Annotated in this window: 12 protein-coding genes; 9 read left to right on the top strand and 3 right to left on the bottom strand. The window is 63.0% G+C overall.

The annotated features are described in order from the left end of the window. Positions 1–58: 58 nt before the first annotated feature. The gene (locus C495_RS12605) at positions 59–547 is read left to right on the top strand and encodes a cupin domain-containing protein (RefSeq protein WP_008163484.1); all 489 of its coding nucleotides are present in this window, start codon (positions 59–61) and stop codon (positions 545–547) included. 183 nt (positions 548–730) lie between these two features. Here C495_RS12605 and C495_RS17675 read toward each other — a convergent pair whose 3' ends face one another. The 3 genes from C495_RS17675 to C495_RS12595 form a co-directional block, all read right to left on the bottom strand. Further along, a complete protein-coding gene (locus C495_RS17675) occupies positions 731–1,042 on the bottom strand; it encodes a hypothetical protein (RefSeq protein WP_152418909.1) in 312 nt (103 codons plus the stop codon). A 250-nt stretch (positions 1,043–1,292) separates the two neighbouring features. Further along, the gene (locus C495_RS12600; protein WP_008163482.1) at positions 1,293–3,521 is read right to left on the bottom strand and encodes an LUD domain-containing protein; all 2,229 of its coding nucleotides are present in this window, start codon (positions 3,519–3,521) and stop codon (positions 1,293–1,295) included. Further along, positions 3,518–4,042, bottom strand: a complete 525-nt coding sequence (locus tag C495_RS12595) for an LUD domain-containing protein (RefSeq protein WP_008163480.1) — start codon at positions 4,040–4,042, stop codon at positions 3,518–3,520. Before C495_RS12595 ends, C495_RS12600 begins: the two co-directional genes overlap by 4 nt. A gap of 200 nt (positions 4,043–4,242) precedes the next feature. On the opposite strand from C495_RS12595, the gene C495_RS12590 reads away from it, so the two are divergent. The 8 genes from C495_RS12590 to C495_RS12555 all read left to right on the top strand — a co-directional run bounded on the left by C495_RS12590 (position 4,243) and on the right by C495_RS12555 (position 14,669). After that, the gene (locus C495_RS12590) at positions 4,243–7,371 is read left to right on the top strand and encodes an FAD-binding and (Fe-S)-binding domain-containing protein (protein ID WP_008163477.1); all 3,129 of its coding nucleotides are present in this window, start codon (positions 4,243–4,245) and stop codon (positions 7,369–7,371) included. Between the two features lie 72 nt (positions 7,372–7,443). Continuing rightward, a complete protein-coding gene (locus C495_RS12585; protein ID WP_008163475.1) occupies positions 7,444–8,121 on the top strand; it encodes a LiaF transmembrane domain-containing protein in 678 nt (225 codons plus the stop codon). A 67-nt stretch (positions 8,122–8,188) separates the two neighbouring features. Then, entirely contained in the window at positions 8,189–9,685 is a 1,497-nt protein-coding gene (gene gatB / locus C495_RS12580; protein ID WP_008163474.1) for an Asp-tRNA(Asn)/Glu-tRNA(Gln) amidotransferase subunit GatB, read from the top strand. Positions 9,686–9,929: 244 nt separating this feature from the next. Continuing rightward, complete coding sequence (locus C495_RS12575; protein WP_241430608.1) at positions 9,930–11,279, top strand: ABC transporter substrate-binding protein; 1,350 nt, start codon at positions 9,930–9,932, stop codon at positions 11,277–11,279. A gap of 15 nt (positions 11,280–11,294) precedes the next feature. Beyond that, positions 11,295–12,179, top strand: coding sequence for a branched-chain amino acid ABC transporter permease (locus C495_RS12570; protein WP_049890339.1), 885 nt, complete (start codon positions 11,295–11,297; stop codon positions 12,177–12,179). Continuing rightward, complete coding sequence (locus C495_RS12565) at positions 12,172–13,230, top strand: branched-chain amino acid ABC transporter permease (RefSeq protein ID WP_008163468.1); 1,059 nt, start codon at positions 12,172–12,174, stop codon at positions 13,228–13,230. Before C495_RS12570 ends, C495_RS12565 begins: the two co-directional genes overlap by 8 nt. Beyond that, positions 13,227–13,958 (top strand): ABC transporter ATP-binding protein, encoded by a 732-nt coding sequence (locus tag C495_RS12560; protein WP_008163466.1) that lies wholly within the window; start codon positions 13,227–13,229, stop codon positions 13,956–13,958. The genes C495_RS12565 and C495_RS12560 overlap by 4 nt, the downstream gene beginning before the upstream one ends. After that, complete coding sequence (locus C495_RS12555; protein ID WP_008163464.1) at positions 13,959–14,669, top strand: ABC transporter ATP-binding protein; 711 nt, start codon at positions 13,959–13,961, stop codon at positions 14,667–14,669. It abuts the gene before it with no gap. The last annotated feature ends 56 nt before the right edge of the window (positions 14,670–14,725 follow it).

Below are 14,725 nucleotides of genomic sequence, written 5' to 3'. Positions count from 1 at the left end.
CGAGTTGGCACTTTTCATGCCGCCGCGTGACGACCCGAAATCACCACGGTGAGAGCACATGGCAACAACAGCACGGAAACAACCGGAAGCGGCTCGAGCCATCGACCTCGACCAGTTCGAAGGGGCCGATGTGAGTCAAGAAGGCGACGAACACGCCCAGCTACGCGCATACTTCCCGCTGACGCCCGGGATGCCGAATGGAACCGACGCCGGCGCGGAAGAATCGATGCTCGTCTGTATCGAACTCGAGCCCGGCAACTACCTCCCCAGCCACCGGGATAGCAACGAAGAACTCCTCGTCGCGACCTCGGGACGGGTCGAGGCGACGGTCGGTGACGAAACGATTCCCCTCGAGGCGGGCCAGTGTGCCGTCGTCCCCGAGATGGAACCGCACGGGCTCGAGAACACCGGCGACGAGACCGCCCACATCATCGGGTTCTTCCCGGCCGCCGAACTGACCGCGACGTTCGAAGAGCCACTCGAGCCGTTCGGAACGGCGGAGATAACAATCGAACCCGCCGCGGGCGACGAGCCACGCGACGAGTAGCGAGTCGATCCACTCGTCCGCCGATCAACTCCGTTTTTATCAGTAGATAGTGTCGCGATTTCTTTATTCAGTCTCGTACCTGAAACTGGAACAAGCGATTCGGAATTAAGTCTGCGAACAGATCACTGTATGGCTGTGGATACTCCGAAACCGGAATGGAACCGATGTCGCCCGTTCAGCTACTCAACCGCTGATTCCGTCCCCGTTATCGCCACCACCGCCGCCACTGCCGGGGAATTTAATATCGAGTTTGTCTTTCACGAATGATGGAACTTTTGTTTTCGCGTTCTCAATACCCTTTGGAGTTTTCTTCGCGGCCTGTGTTTGGGCTTGCTGTGTTCGTGCTTGTTTCGTCGGATTTTGTTGAGCGCTGGCACTGCCGACACCCATTGTGAGCAAACCGGCGACGCCTACGCCACGGATTACGGTTCGGCGCGTGGGCCGCATAGACTCGGATTCGGTATCTGCCGTCGTGTTGTTTGGATCGTTGCTCATGATTACTTGCCTCTCTTGAGCGTTGGAGAACTGCTACAGTCGACTCACACTATCCTACGTCAGACCCCTATATAAAATAGTGGCAATTGAACCACATATACTCTTGACATTTGGACAATACGGACTGGTGAAAAAACACCAATACCTCAATATGCTACGTGAACCCTCTCTACTGAGCACGAGTTTCACCTCTCTCACTGAATAAAGAAACTGTGATACCGACTACTGTTATTGCTGCTATCGACGGCTCTCAGCGAAGCCGCGAGCGCGGATCGAGCACTTCGACCGGATGGGACGCGTCGCGCTCGAGCAAGTCCTCGAGTTGGTCCTCACACGAGGTGCCGCTGGCGACGACCAGTCGGTTCTTCGCCTCGGGTGCGCTGAACTGCTCGGCGAGTCGGTCGCCGACGTCCATGCTCAGCTCGTAGTACTCCTGTTTATATCCGAACGAGCCGGCCATCCCACAGCACTCGACATCGCTCTCGAGAACGTCGTAGTTGAGGGCTTCGAAGACGGCCCGCGTGTAGCGATCGACGCCCATCGTCCGCTGCTGGCAGTGGGAGTGGTAGGCGATCGCCGGCCCGCCGTCGCCGGTTCGCAGTCGGGCCCCGTTGGCTCCGTTCTCGAGGCAGCCGTAGACGTACTCGATGACCTCGTAGCTGCCCGCACGGAGGCGCTCGAACGAGGCCTCGGGGAGGAGCTTCTCGTACTCGCGGTGGAACATCGCCAGATCGCTCGGCTCGATGACGACGATATCGCGGCCGGCATCGAGGTGTTCGGCCAGCGCGGCGTAGACGCGACTTGCCTTCGCGTCGGCGGTCGCGATCATCCCCTGTGAGAGCGGTGCACGGCCGCTTTCGCTGACCGCTGGAATCCGGACGTGGACGTCCATGGCCTCGAGGACGCGGACGGCCGCCTTCCCGCGGTCGACGTCGATGTAGTTCGTGTAGGTGTCGGGGTAGAGGACGGCTTCGCGTTCGGCGTCGGCGGCGGACACGCGCGGGCCGCGCGCCTCGAACCAGTCGACGAGCGTCTCGCGTTCGAACGCGGGTAGCGCGCGGCGACGGTCGATACCGGCAGTGCGCTCGAGGAGGGATCTGACGGGCTCAAGGCCGGCGGTCCAGTTCGACAGCGGCGCGGTCGCCGAGCCAAGTTTCGCCAGCGTCTCATAGTTGCCGAAGAGGCGCTTCTGGAGGCCGATGCTCCCGGTCGCTTCCTCGTCGGGGACCAGTTCGTCGTAGACGAACTCGAAGCGGCCGGCGTCGCCGTCGCGGTTGATGCGGTCCCTGACGACGGTGTTGATCCACGGGATGTCGATCTCGACCGGACAGGCCTCGACACAGCGCGAGCAGCCGGTACAGAGGTCGTTGAACTCGGCGGCGCTGTCTTGCCCGTGGACGCCGGCTTCCCAGCCGGTCGCGATGCCGCCCGTATAGGTCTCGCCGCCGAAGGCATGGCCGCCGACGGACTGGAAGTTTCCACAGGTGTTCGCACAGGCCGAACACCGGATGCAGTACAGCGTCTCCTTGAGCTGATCGTCCTCGCGCATCGCCATACGGCCGTTGTCGATGAGCACGAGGTGAAAGTCGCGGTCATCGTCACGGTCGGCAAAGGCGACGTCGGGATCGTCGATGTCGACGACCGGCGAGTCGACCGGCGGCGTCAGCAACGAAATATAGGAGGTGATGTCCTGACCCGTTCCCGAGCGGCCGATCAGTTCGATAAACGGCGCGAGGTCTTCGACTGACGGCACGATCTTCTCGACGCCCGCGACCGCGACGTGCGTATCGGGGACGACGGCCGACTTTCGGGCGTTGCCCTCGCTCGTCACAAGCATGAGCGAGCCCGAATCGGCTGTGATGAAGTTCGCGCCGGTCATCCCGACGTCGGCCTCCCGGATCAGTTCGCCGAGTCGGTCGCGAGCGAACATCGTCAACTCCTCGGCGGTCTCGAGCGGCTCGTCGGGGTCGAACTGCTCGTTGAACAGGCGGGCAATCTCCTCGCGGGATTTGTGGATCGCCGGGGCGACGATGTGGGAGGGCGCTTCGTCTGCGACCTGCAGGACCCACTCACCGAGGTCGGTTTCGACGACGTCGACGCCGTCGGCCTCGAGGGCCTCGTTGACCTCGAGTTCCTCGCTGGTCATCGACTTCGATTTGACGAGTCGCTCGGCCTCTTTCTCGCTGGCGACCTCGCGGATGTATCGGTTGGCGTCGGCCGCGTCGTCGGCGATGTAGACCGTGCCGCCGTTTGCCTCGACGGTCTCGGTCAGCTCGTCGATCAGCGCCGGCAGTCGCTCGATGGCGTCCTCTTTGATCGCACGGGCCTCACTTTTCAACCCCTCGTAATCCTCGAGGTCCGCCACTGACTCGTAGCGGCCATCGTTGAAGCCGAGCGTGTTCGCCTCGACGGCGTCGCCTTCGGTCTCGAGGAGATGACGGATGTGGTCGGCCTTCTGTTCGCGTGCGTTCCCGCTCATTCGTCATCACCCTCGGACTCGAGGACGAGCACGTGGACGTCTTTCGGGCCGTGAGCACCCTTGACGAGTGCGCCCATATCGGCGGTCGCGCTGGGACCGGTCGCGACGATGGCGCTTTCGCCGTCTCGAAGGTGGGGGCCGAGCCGTTCGATCGCCGTCGGCATATCCGCGACGAGATCCGCCTCCCGAAGCACGGGGACGTGGAGGTCCGGAAAGAGGCTCACCTGCTCGCTGCCGTCGGGCGTCGACGGCAACACGACGCTGCCGTAATCCGCGATCCCGAGCGAGGCCGCAGTGACACTCGTCGTCGCCCTCTCGAGCGTCGCCGGCGTGGGTTCGTCGTCGACCCACTCGGGCAGCGACACACCCTCGAAAGGCAGCGTCGTTCCGACGGTTGGGTCGGACGCAATCGTCTCGAGTGTCGACTCGAACGCGGCCGGGGTCGTGCTGGTTACGGGGACGTCGAGGTCGGCGAGCGACGCTTCGAACCGTCGCCGGATCGCCCCTGTCTCGGCGCTCATACCTCGAGGCTTTAGCCCCACGGATATTACTGTTGTGCTACACAAGCCCACGCAATGGTGCGGACTCCCGACGACGATTGCCGCCTCCGTCCGCGTCCCGACGGCGCGTTGACCCGTCGCTGGCAGTATAAGGATCGGCTTCCAATACTGCTCTCACGTAGTATTCGATCGACACCACCGGACACCCTCCCCCAAATCCAATGACAATCACACCACCGAACCGACTCGATCCAGCGGCCGACCCCGAAGCGAACTACGACTATCAGAGCGACGATGTCGACCGACCCGATCTGCTCGCTGCCCTCGAGGCCCGGGTCGATGGCGACGTTCGCTTCGATAGCTACTCGAGGCGGATGTACGCGACCGACGCGAGCATCTACGACGTGACGCCGGTCGGTGTCGTCTTCCCGACGTCGACCGACGACGTCGCGAGCGTCGTCGCCTACTGCGCCGAGCAGGGGATTCCCGTTCTCCCGCGCGGCGGCGGGACGAGCCTCGCCGGCCAGACGGTCAACGAGGCTGTCGTCCTCGATTTCACGACGTACATGGACGGCGTCGTGAACATCGACCCCGACGAGCGGCGGGCGACCGCCCAGTCGGGGATCTACCTCGGCTCGCTCAACGAAGCGCTCGCCCCCCACGACCTGAAGTTCGCACCCGACCCCGCCTGGGGCGACAAGAGCGCGCTCGGCGGCGCGATCGGCAACAACTCGACGGGCGCACACTCGCTGCAGTACGGCAAAACCGACGCCTACGTCGAGGAGGTCGAGGTCGTGCTCGCGGACGGCACCGTCACCACCTTCGGCGAGGTCGCCCTCGAGGAAGTCCTGGAACTCGCAGACGGTGACGACCTCGAGTCGGCGATCTACGCCGAAGTCGCACGCATCTTAGAGGAACAGGGCGACCTGATCGACGAGCAGTACCCCGACCTGAAGCGTAACGTCTCGGGGTACAATCTGGACTGGCTCGTCGAGGACGCCTACGGCGGCGAGCGCGGCATCGGCGAACCCGACGCCGAGGGCGGGACGATCAACCTCGCGAAACTGCTCTGTGGCAGCGAGGGAACGCTTGCGATCGTCACCGAGGCGACCGTCTCGCTCGAGCCCATTCCGGAAGAAAAGAGCATGGCCTTGCTCGCTTACGACAGTGTCCTCGAGGCGATGGACGACGTCGAGCCGATCGTCGAACACGATCCGGCGGCGGTCGAGGTACTCGACGACGTGATGATCGACCTCGCCCGAGATACCCCCGAGTTCGCGCCCGTCACCGAGATGCTACCGGACGGGACAGCTGCGGTCCTGATCGTCGAGTTTTACGCCGACGACGTCGCCGACGGCAAACGAAAGGTCGCGAACCTGCTCGCAGATCGCTGTCCGACCGTCGATCCCGAAGGCGACGCCGACGACGAGGACGAGCGGGTCGCCACTGCGAGCGACGTGCTCGCGTTCGACACCATCGAGGCCTACGACGCCGACAGCCGCGCGAAGATCTGGAAGCTGCGCAAATCCGGTCTTCCGATCTTGCTCTCGCGGACGACCGACGAGAAACACGTCGCCTTCATCGAAGACACCGGCATCCCACCGGCGAACCTCCGTGCGTTCGTCGCCGACTTCCAGGATGTCCTCGAGGACCACGACACCTACGCCAGCTTCTACGCCCACGCTGGGCCGGGGGTCCTCCATATCCGCCCGCTCGTGAACACGAAAACCGAGGCGGGCCTCGAGGACATGGAGTCGATCACGGACGCCGTGACCGACCTCGTCGTCGAGTACGACGGCTCCGTTTCGGGCGAACACGGCGACGGCCGCGCCCGAACCCAGTGGAACCGCAAACTGTACGGCGAGGAACTCTGGGAGACGTTCCAGGAGCTCAAAACGGCGTTCGACCCCGACTGGCTGCTCAACCCTGGGCAGGTCGTCTTCCGCGACGGCGTCTCCGCGAGCGACGCGATCGGAGGCTCGTCACGGGGCCGTGACGGTGACCAGACCGACATGACCGAAAACCACCGCTTCGGCCCCGACTACGAGTTCAACGCCGGCTTCGACCCCGTCCTCGAGTGGGACACCGAGCAGGGCTTTCAGGGGATGACCGAACTCTGTCACGGCTGTGGCGGCTGTCGCGGCGAGCAGTCCACGACCGGCGGCGTGATGTGCCCGACGTTCCGGGCCGAGGACGAGGAGATCCTCTCGACGCGCGGCCGCGCGAACATGCTCCGGGCGGCGATGAGCGGCGAGTTGGATCCCGACGAGCAGTTCGACGACGAGTTCGTCGAGGAGGTCCTCGACCTCTGTATCGGCTGTAAGGGCTGCAAGCACGACTGCCCGAGCGGGGTCGACATGGCCAAGCTGAAGGCCGAACTTACCTACGAACATCACAAGCGAAACGGCGTCTCGCTTCGCGATCGGTTCTTTACGAACTTCGACACGCTCGCGAAAGTCGGCTCCGCCACCGCGCCCGTCTCGAACTGGGCGGCGAATCTGCCCGGCAGCGGCCTGCTCACCGAGAAACTGCTGGGGATCTCCCGGGAGCGCGACCTGCCGACGTTCCAGCGCAACACGTTCGCAAAACGCGTCGCGGACCACCGACCCGCCGTCTCAGCCCGCGAGGCCGACCGTCGCGTCGTCCTCGTTCCCGACGTCTACACCAACCACGAGTATCCCGAGGCCGGAGAGGCCGCCCTCGCAGTGCTCGAGGCCGCAGGCGTCCACGTCGAGATTGCTGACCCACGCGATGTCGGTCGGCCAGCGTACTCGAAGGGGCTGCTCGGTCAGGCCGCTGAGGACGCGACCGACACCGTCCACGAACTCCTGCCGTACGTCGAGGACGGGTACGACGTCGTCCTGATCGAGCCCTCCGACGCCGTCATGGTCCAGTCGGATTATCTCGACCTGTTCGACCATCCGGAGGTCGAGGCGGTCGCCACGAACACCTACGGCGTCTGTGAGTACATCGATCAGTTCGATCTCGACGCCGACATCGAGTTCGCGGCCCCCGACGAACACCTCGCCTACCACGGCCACTGCCATCAGAAGGCCCACGCGAAAGACCACCACGCCGTCGGCGTTCTTCGACGGGCCGGCTACGCGGTCGATCCGCTCGATTCGACGTGCTGTGGAATGGCCGGCTCCTTTGGCTACGAGGTCGAACACTACTCGATGAGTAAGGCCATCGGTGAGGTCCTCTACGAACAGGTCGACGACAGCACGGCCGAGCGCGTCGTCGCTCCCGGCGCATCCTGTCGGACCCAACTCGAGGACCGTCCCGGTGCGACCGAGAAGCCGCCGACGCCGATCGAGGTCGTCGCTGCGGCGCTCGCCGAACGGCAGTAGGCAGCGCCGACGCGAGTGTCATCGCCGTCTTCATCCGTAGTTTTATTTATGTGATCAGTCTGGTTTGTATGTATGTCTTCGCGCCGTCTTTCCGCCCAGGCACTCCTCGGCGGGTTCATCGTCCTGTTCGGTCTCTTTCTGTTGCTCGACACCACTGGCGTGTACGATACGACACAGCTCCTCCAGTTCGTCCCGTCACTGTTCGTGATTGCCGGTATCTATGCGCTCGTCTCGAGTCGCCTCCGGAACGTCGCCGGCCCGCTGGTCGTCATCGTCGTCGCTGGCGGCTGGCAACTCGCCACGCTGGGAGTCGTCGAATGGCGTGACTTCGAGGCGTTCTGGCCTCTGCTTATCGTCTTGCTCGGCCTCTCTGTGATCCTCGGCCGGTACCGGGCGCGGGCGTACGAGGTCAGCGACGCGTTCGTGACGGCGGTCGGGCTGTTCGGTGGAGCCGACCGACGGGTGACGACTGCCGGATTCGTCGGCGGCGAGCTGACAGCCGTGTTCGGCGGCGTCGATCTCGACCTTCGTGATGCAACCGTCTCCGATCGGCCGGCTCGAGTCAACGCAACGGCCGTGTTCGGCGGCGTCGACGTCCGCGTCCCGACTGACTGGAACGTGCAGGTCGATGTCCTCCCAATCTTTGGCGGTGCAGCGGACGAACGGCCACGCCGGGCCGAAGAACACGACGAGGTCGATCTCGTCGTCACCGGGTTCGCCGCGTTCGGTGGCATCACCGTCGTCGATTGAGACTGACGGCTGGCGACTCGAGTCCGTCCCGTTACGTTTTACCCGGCCCGGCCCGAATCGAGGCGCAATGACTGCTCAGACCGTCCAGCAGGGCGACCTCGTGACCGTCATCGGCCTCGAGGTCCACGTTCAGCTGGAGACCGACACGAAGATCTTCTGTGGGTGTTCGACCGACCAGACTGACGAGCCAAACGAGAACGTCTGTCCGGTCTGTCTCGGCCTGCCGGGGGCGTTGCCGGTGCTCAACGAGGCCGCCGTCGAAGCCGCCGTCAAGATCGGCAAGGCGATCGACGCCGACATCCCCGAGGAGACCCGCTTCCACCGGAAGAACTACTACTACCCCGACCTGCCCAAGAACTTCCAGATCACCCAGTACGACGAGCCGATCTGTCAGGACGGCGACCTCGAGATCAGTGTCGAGGGCCAGCGCCGAACCGTCACGATCGAGCGCGCCCACTTAGAGGAGGACCCGGGCAGCCTCCAGCACATCGGCGGCGGTGGCGGCATCGATTCGGCCGACTACACGCTCGTCGACTACAACCGCGCGGGCACGCCACTGATGGAGATCGTCACAGCCCCCGACTTCCGCAGTCCGGGCGAAGTCCGTGCCTTCTTGGCCGAACTCGAGGAAGTACTCGAGTATCTCGGCGTCTTCGACGCCGAACGCGACGGCAGCCTGCGGATCGACGCCAACCTCTCGATTATCCCCGAAGAGGAGATCGAAAGCGACGACGTCACCGAGATCAGCGACGAGGCACTCGCCGCGGCGAACCGAACCGAAGTGAAGAACATCTCGAGTCACAAGGGCGCAGAGAAGGCCTTGGCCTACGAGGAGACCCGACAGAAGAACGCGATCCAGCGTGGGCGCGCGGTCGAACAGGAGACCCGCCACTGGGACGAGTCTCGCGGGATCACGGTCTCGATGCGCTCGAAAGAAGAAGAAAAGGATTACCGCTACTTCGAGGAGGCCGACCTGCCGCCGCTTCGCGTCTCGGGCTGGAAAGACGAAATTTCGATTCCTGAACTCCCGACGGCACGTCGCGAGCGATTCCAGGACGAGTATGGGCTGAGTGAGGAAGCCGCCTCGAAGCTCACCTCGACGAAGCAGGTCGCGGACTTCTACGAGGACGTCGCCGGCGAGTTCGACCCCGATCTGGCGGCGACGTGGGTTGCAGACAACCTGCTGGGCGAACTCAACTACCGCGATATGGAAATTACGGATCTCGAGGGCCGACTCGAGGACATCACCCGACTCGTCGAACTCGTCGCCGACGACGAAATTACGGCGAAAAACGCCCACGAGACCGTACTGCGGTCGATGCTCGACGACGGGGACGCTCCCGACGAGATTGTCGATCGGGAAGGACTGGGCAAAACCGGCGAGGACGAGGTCCAGCAGGCCGTCGTCGAGGCGATCGACGAGAACCCCGACGCCGTCGACGACTACGAATCGGGCGACGACGGGGCGATCAACTTCCTCGTCGGGCAAGTGATGCAAAAGACCGGCGGCAGCGCCGACCCCGGCGATGTCAACCAGCTGTTGCGAGCCGAACTCGAGGCGTAACGACCCGGCTGGAAAGCGGTTCCTCGAGGCGAGTTGGTCTGTTTTTGTCCGTAGAGTGGACTGGTAGAGAGCGCCAGCTGAACGAGTTGTCTATAGTAACACCTGAAACGATGTACCGCCAATCGCCAGCGCGGGCGATCGGATGTATATGTGGACTGTTCACGAATCGTTTGGTAACATCCCTCATCTTTATTATGGACTAATCAGAAGATGTGACTGAGTATCGGTAACTCAATGACTTATAATGACTAACGAAAATAATCATACTGCTGAATCCAGTAGCTGTGGTAAAGGGAGTGTTGGGCGACGGATGTTTCTGGGGGCAACGGGAGCGGCTGCGGTAACGACATCGCTGGCCGGCTGTCTCGGCGGGATCAGCGGCGATGATGACGACGTGTTCCGAATCGGCCATCTCGGACCGACGGAGATGGAAATGGGGCGTGGCGCTGCACGAAGCGCAGAACTCGCCGTCGACGAACTGAACGACAACGGCGGTGTACTCGGACGGGATGTCGAACTGCTCTCGGAGGACACCGGCGGCGAACCGACAGAGGGGGAGCGAGTCGCCGAAAACCTGGTCCAACAGGACAACGTCGACCTGCTCGTTGGAACGTTCGTCAGCGAGGTCACACAGGGAATCATCGATTTCGTCGCGGAGGTGGACGTCCCGTTCCTGATCACCGGCTCTGCGGACCCGGATACGATCACGCAGAATCACGGCGAGGACTACGACCACTACAAGAACATCTTCCGAACCGGGCCGATCAACTCGGATCTGCAGGCCGAAGGCATGGCCGACTACGCGGCTCACCTCAACGACGAGTACGGCTGGGATAACTTCTCGATTCTGGCCGACGACGCCGCCTGGACCACGTCGTTTCGCGACATCCTCCCGGAACAGATCGAAGCGACCGAGGGGCTCTCGGTCGTCCACGAGGACCGGATGTCGGTCGAAACGGACAACTTCACGTCGTTTCTCGACGACGCCGACGATGCGGATGCCGACGTCGTCTTCCGGTTTATCGCCCATGGTGGTGCCGCAGGCTTCACCAGCACCTGGGCCCAAAACGAGTACCCGTTCGCACTCGAGGGCGTCAGCGTGCCGGGCATGTCCCCCGAGTTCTGGGACGCAACCGAGGGAGCCTGTCTGTACGAAACGACGTCCCAGTCCGGGGCCGGTGGCGTTGCCCCCCTGACGGATCGGACGATGGACTTCGTCGACGCCTACGAAGCCGAGTTCGAAGATGAGGGGCCGCCGAGCAAGCCGATGTACATGGGGTTCAACTCCTACGACGCGGTGCTGTTCTACGCCGAGGCGGCCGCAAACGCCGACACGGTCGATTACGAGAGCGATCTCGATGCCATCATCGACGCCATGCTCGACCTCGAGTTCACCGGCGCTGCTGGAGAGATGTCGCTCTACGGGCCGGACGAGGAGTACCCACACGACGTCAGAGAGACCAGAACCGCGGACGGAGTTATCTCGAACTTCCCGGTCACGCAGTGGCAAGAAGACGGGGACGACGGTGTCGTCGAGTGTGTCTACCCGCGCGAGGATGCGACTGCAGACCACGTCGAACCCGAGTGGCTCTGACCGACGCAGAAACGAATGATAAGTCAATTACTCTCGATACTGGTGTTGGGTGCGATGATCAGTGCGGTCTACGCACTGATCGCCATCGGCTTTACGATGATCTTCGGCGTCGGCGGTGTACTGAACCTCGCTCATGGCGCGTTGATCATGATCGGTGCGTTCGCCTACCTCGGGCTTACGTCGTCCGCCGGGGCGCTCTCGCTGCCGCCAGTCGTCGGCTTCGTCCTCGCAGTCGCGATCACTGCCGGTGCGTCGTACGTGCTGTACGCAGGGCTCGTCACATACATCGAAGACAACATCGTGATCACGTTTCTGGCGACGGTCGTCGTCGCGCTCTTGCTGACCGAACTGATCATCATCCAGTTCGGCGCCGAACCGTCACAGCTGATCCCGGTTGTGCCGGGATCGATCTACCTCGAGGCCGTCGGCACGCGCATCCGGTACGTGGAACTGGTCGCGTTCATCGTCTCGTGGATCGCGATCGGCCTGCTCTGGTACTACGTGACCAAAACCGACGAAGGACGCTCGATCCTCGCGACGTCGATGAGCACGCGCGGGGCAGAACTCACCGGTGTCGACCTCGGGACGGTCAAGTCTCGAACCTGGCTGATCGCCGGCGCGTTCGCCGGGATCGCCGGCGTCTTCATCGGGACGTTACAGTCGACGACCCCGGAGATGTGGCTCAATCCGCTGGCGCTCGCCTTTATCATCGTCGTGATCGGCGGCATCGGCAGCATCAAGGGCTCGGTCGTCGCCGCGTACCTGATCGGCTACCTCGAGACGGCGTCGATCGAGATCCTCGGCCCGAGCTTTCAGGGAGTGCTCTCGCTGATCGTGCTCGCTGCCGTCTTGCTCGTCTTACCACACGGTCTCTACGGGAGGGAGCTCGTCCATGAGTAGCGCAACGGACCGGCTCAGTACGGTGACGGGCCGGCTCGATCAATCACTCCAGCCGCTTGCGGATGGCTTCAACCGGCTCGTTGGTGACTACGTCGGCGAGCTCAACGGGCTGCAGTTCGCACTCGTCTTCGGTTCGCTCGCCGCGGTGTTGACAGCTCCGTTCTGGGGAACCTTCGGGCTCGTCAGAGCGATGACGGTCGCCGCGATCTGGGCGATCTTCGCGATGAGCTGGGACATCCAGAGCGGCTACACCGGGTACATCAGCTTCGGCCACTCGGTGCTCTCCGGGGCAGCGGCGTACACGACGGCGATGTTGGTCCACAACGTTGACCCGGAGCTGTCGATGGCGATCACGATTCCGGTCTCGATTTTGGCCGCCCTCGTGGTGGGGCTGCTCATCGCCCTGCCATCGCTTCGCCTCTCCGGGCCGTACTTTTCGTTGATCACGTTCGTCGCCGTGTTGATCTTTTACCGATTGATCCCCTCGTTCAGTGCGTACACTGGCGGTGAAACGGGGATTCAATCCGTGGAGGTTTTCACGTACGATCCGATCGCCCGGTACTACTACATGATCGTGCCGATGCTCGTGATCGCCGTCGTGCTCACGGTTATCGCTCGATCGAACATCGGCTTGATTCTCGTCTCGATCCGCGAGAACGAAGCCGCAGTCAACGCGGCCGGCATCGATGCGACGAAGTTCAAGATCTTCTCGTTCGCGCTGAGTTCGATCCCGATGGGGATCGGTGGCGTGTTGCTGGTTCACTTTACCGGCGGCGTCGACCCGACGACGTTCATCGTGGTCGACCGCAGCATCGAGATGATCGCGATGGCCGTCCTCGGCGGGATGAGTTCGATCCTCGGCCCGCTCGGCGGTGCGTTCTTCCTCATCGTGTTGCGAGACTACATCCTGACCGATCTCGCAGGCCTCTCGTCGCCGGCTCGCTGGACGATCTTCTGGGGGCTCGTACTGGCCGTCTTGGTGTTCGTCCGTGAGGGACTGTTCCGCAAACTCTGGCACACCCTCGAGCGATACGGAGGTGGCCAGCCATGAGCTTACTCGAGATCGACGGCGTCACGAAGCGGTTCGGGGGGCTAGTCGCGGTCAACGACGTCTCCTTTGAGATCGACCGCGGCGAGATCGTTGGCCTGATCGGGCCAAACGGCTCGGGGAAGTCGACGGTGTTCAACTGCATCATGAGTATCTACGACGTCACCGACGGGTCGATCACCTTCGACGGAACCGATATCACCGACCACCGAACGCACGAGGTCGTCAACAGCGGCCTCTCGCGCGTCTCACAGGAGTCGAACCCGATCGAGTCGATGCCCGTCGCCGGCAACATTCAGCTGTTTACGTTGCCCAACAGCGTCACCTCGCTTCGTGGCGGTGCAAGCGACGAGGAGATCTACGAGTACGCGGCCCGCGTCGACATCGAAGACAAACTGCGTGAGATGCCCGACGAGTTGCCACACGCGGACGTTCGTCGCCTCGAGATCGCGAAAGCGCTCGCGACCGAGCCGGACCTGCTGTTGCTCGACGAGCCCTTCGCAGGGATGAATCAGGCCGAAATCACCGAACTCGCGGCGACGTTCGAACGGTTTCGCGAGGAGGGTATCACGATCGTCATCGTCGACCACAACATGGGCGGGCTGATGAACTTGGTTGATCGGGCGATCGTCATCAACAACGGCGACAAACTCATGGAAGGCACACCGACACAGGTCACGGAAGACCCGCGCGTTCAGAAAGCATACCTCGGTACCGCGGAGGAGACATAGATGGCACACCTCGAACTACAGGACGTCCACGTCCGCTACGGCAAAGCCCACGCGCTCAAAGGGATCTCGCTGTCGGTCGAAAAAGGGGAGATCTACGGCGTGATCGGCCCCAACGGGGCCGGCAAGACGACCATGCTGAACGCGATCGCCGGCTTCGTCGACTACGACGGCACGGTCACCTACGACGGCACCGATCTAGCCGCGGTCTCCTCACAGCAGATCGTCCGAGACGGTCTGGTGTACTGCACCGAAGATCGGGACCTGTTCCCGTTCTTTTCGGTCCACGAGAACCTGCTGATGGGCGCACAGTTCCGCGACGACCGCGATGGGGTCGCCGACGACCTCGAGATGGTGTACGAGCTGTTTCCGCGGCTTGACGAGCGCCGCGAACAGGAAGCCGAAACCATGAGCGGGGGCGAACAGCAGATGCTCGCCATCGGTCGCGCGCTGATGAGCGATCCCGACATGCTGATGCTCGACGAGCCGACGATCGGCCTCGCGCCAGTCATTATTCAGGACATCAGCGCAGCGATCGAGCGCCTGCAAAACGAGGGGCTGACGATCCTGCTGGCCGAACAGAACTCCACGTTCGCGTTGCGCCACGCCGAACGCCTCTCGCTGATCGAAACCGGCGAGATCGAACTCGAGGGGACGTCCGACGAGTTCCACGACAACGAGTACGTTCGCGAGGCGTACGTCGGCGTACACTAAGCGGACCGAACGGGTTTTCAGGACGCGAAAATTGCGCCGCGTTGGTTTCGATCGGC

Origin of the sequence: Natronorubrum sulfidifaciens JCM 14089 (genome assembly GCF_000337735.1) — an archaeon.
Lineage (GTDB): Archaea > Halobacteriota > Halobacteria > Halobacteriales > Natrialbaceae > Natronorubrum > Natronorubrum sulfidifaciens.
Note: the sequence above shows the minus strand (reverse complement) of the source record. Positions and strands in the feature narration are given on the sequence as shown.

Bases quoted from the DNA above. Each gene is read 5' to 3' on its own strand.
- C495_RS12605 (WP_008163484.1), top strand. From the start codon at position 59: ATGGCAACAACAGCACGGAAACAACCGGAAGCGGCTCGAGCCATCGAC.
- C495_RS17675 (WP_152418909.1), bottom strand. From the start codon at position 1,042: ATGAGCAACGATCCAAACAACACGACGGCAGATACCGAATCCGAGTCT.
- C495_RS12600 (WP_008163482.1), bottom strand. From the start codon at position 3,521: ATGAGCGGGAACGCACGCGAACAGAAGGCCGACCACATCCGTCATCTC.
- C495_RS12595 (WP_008163480.1), bottom strand. From the start codon at position 4,042: ATGAGCGCCGAGACAGGGGCGATCCGGCGACGGTTCGAAGCGTCGCTC.
- C495_RS12590 (WP_008163477.1), top strand. From the start codon at position 4,243: ATGACAATCACACCACCGAACCGACTCGATCCAGCGGCCGACCCCGAA.
- C495_RS12585 (WP_008163475.1), top strand. From the start codon at position 7,444: ATGTCTTCGCGCCGTCTTTCCGCCCAGGCACTCCTCGGCGGGTTCATC.
- gatB (WP_008163474.1), top strand. From the start codon at position 8,189: ATGACTGCTCAGACCGTCCAGCAGGGCGACCTCGTGACCGTCATCGGC.
- C495_RS12575 (WP_241430608.1), top strand. From the start codon at position 9,930: ATGACTAACGAAAATAATCATACTGCTGAATCCAGTAGCTGTGGTAAA.
- C495_RS12570 (WP_049890339.1), top strand. From the start codon at position 11,295: ATGATAAGTCAATTACTCTCGATACTGGTGTTGGGTGCGATGATCAGT.
- C495_RS12565 (WP_008163468.1), top strand. From the start codon at position 12,172: ATGAGTAGCGCAACGGACCGGCTCAGTACGGTGACGGGCCGGCTCGAT.
- C495_RS12560 (WP_008163466.1), top strand. From the start codon at position 13,227: ATGAGCTTACTCGAGATCGACGGCGTCACGAAGCGGTTCGGGGGGCTA.
- C495_RS12555 (WP_008163464.1), top strand. From the start codon at position 13,959: ATGGCACACCTCGAACTACAGGACGTCCACGTCCGCTACGGCAAAGCC.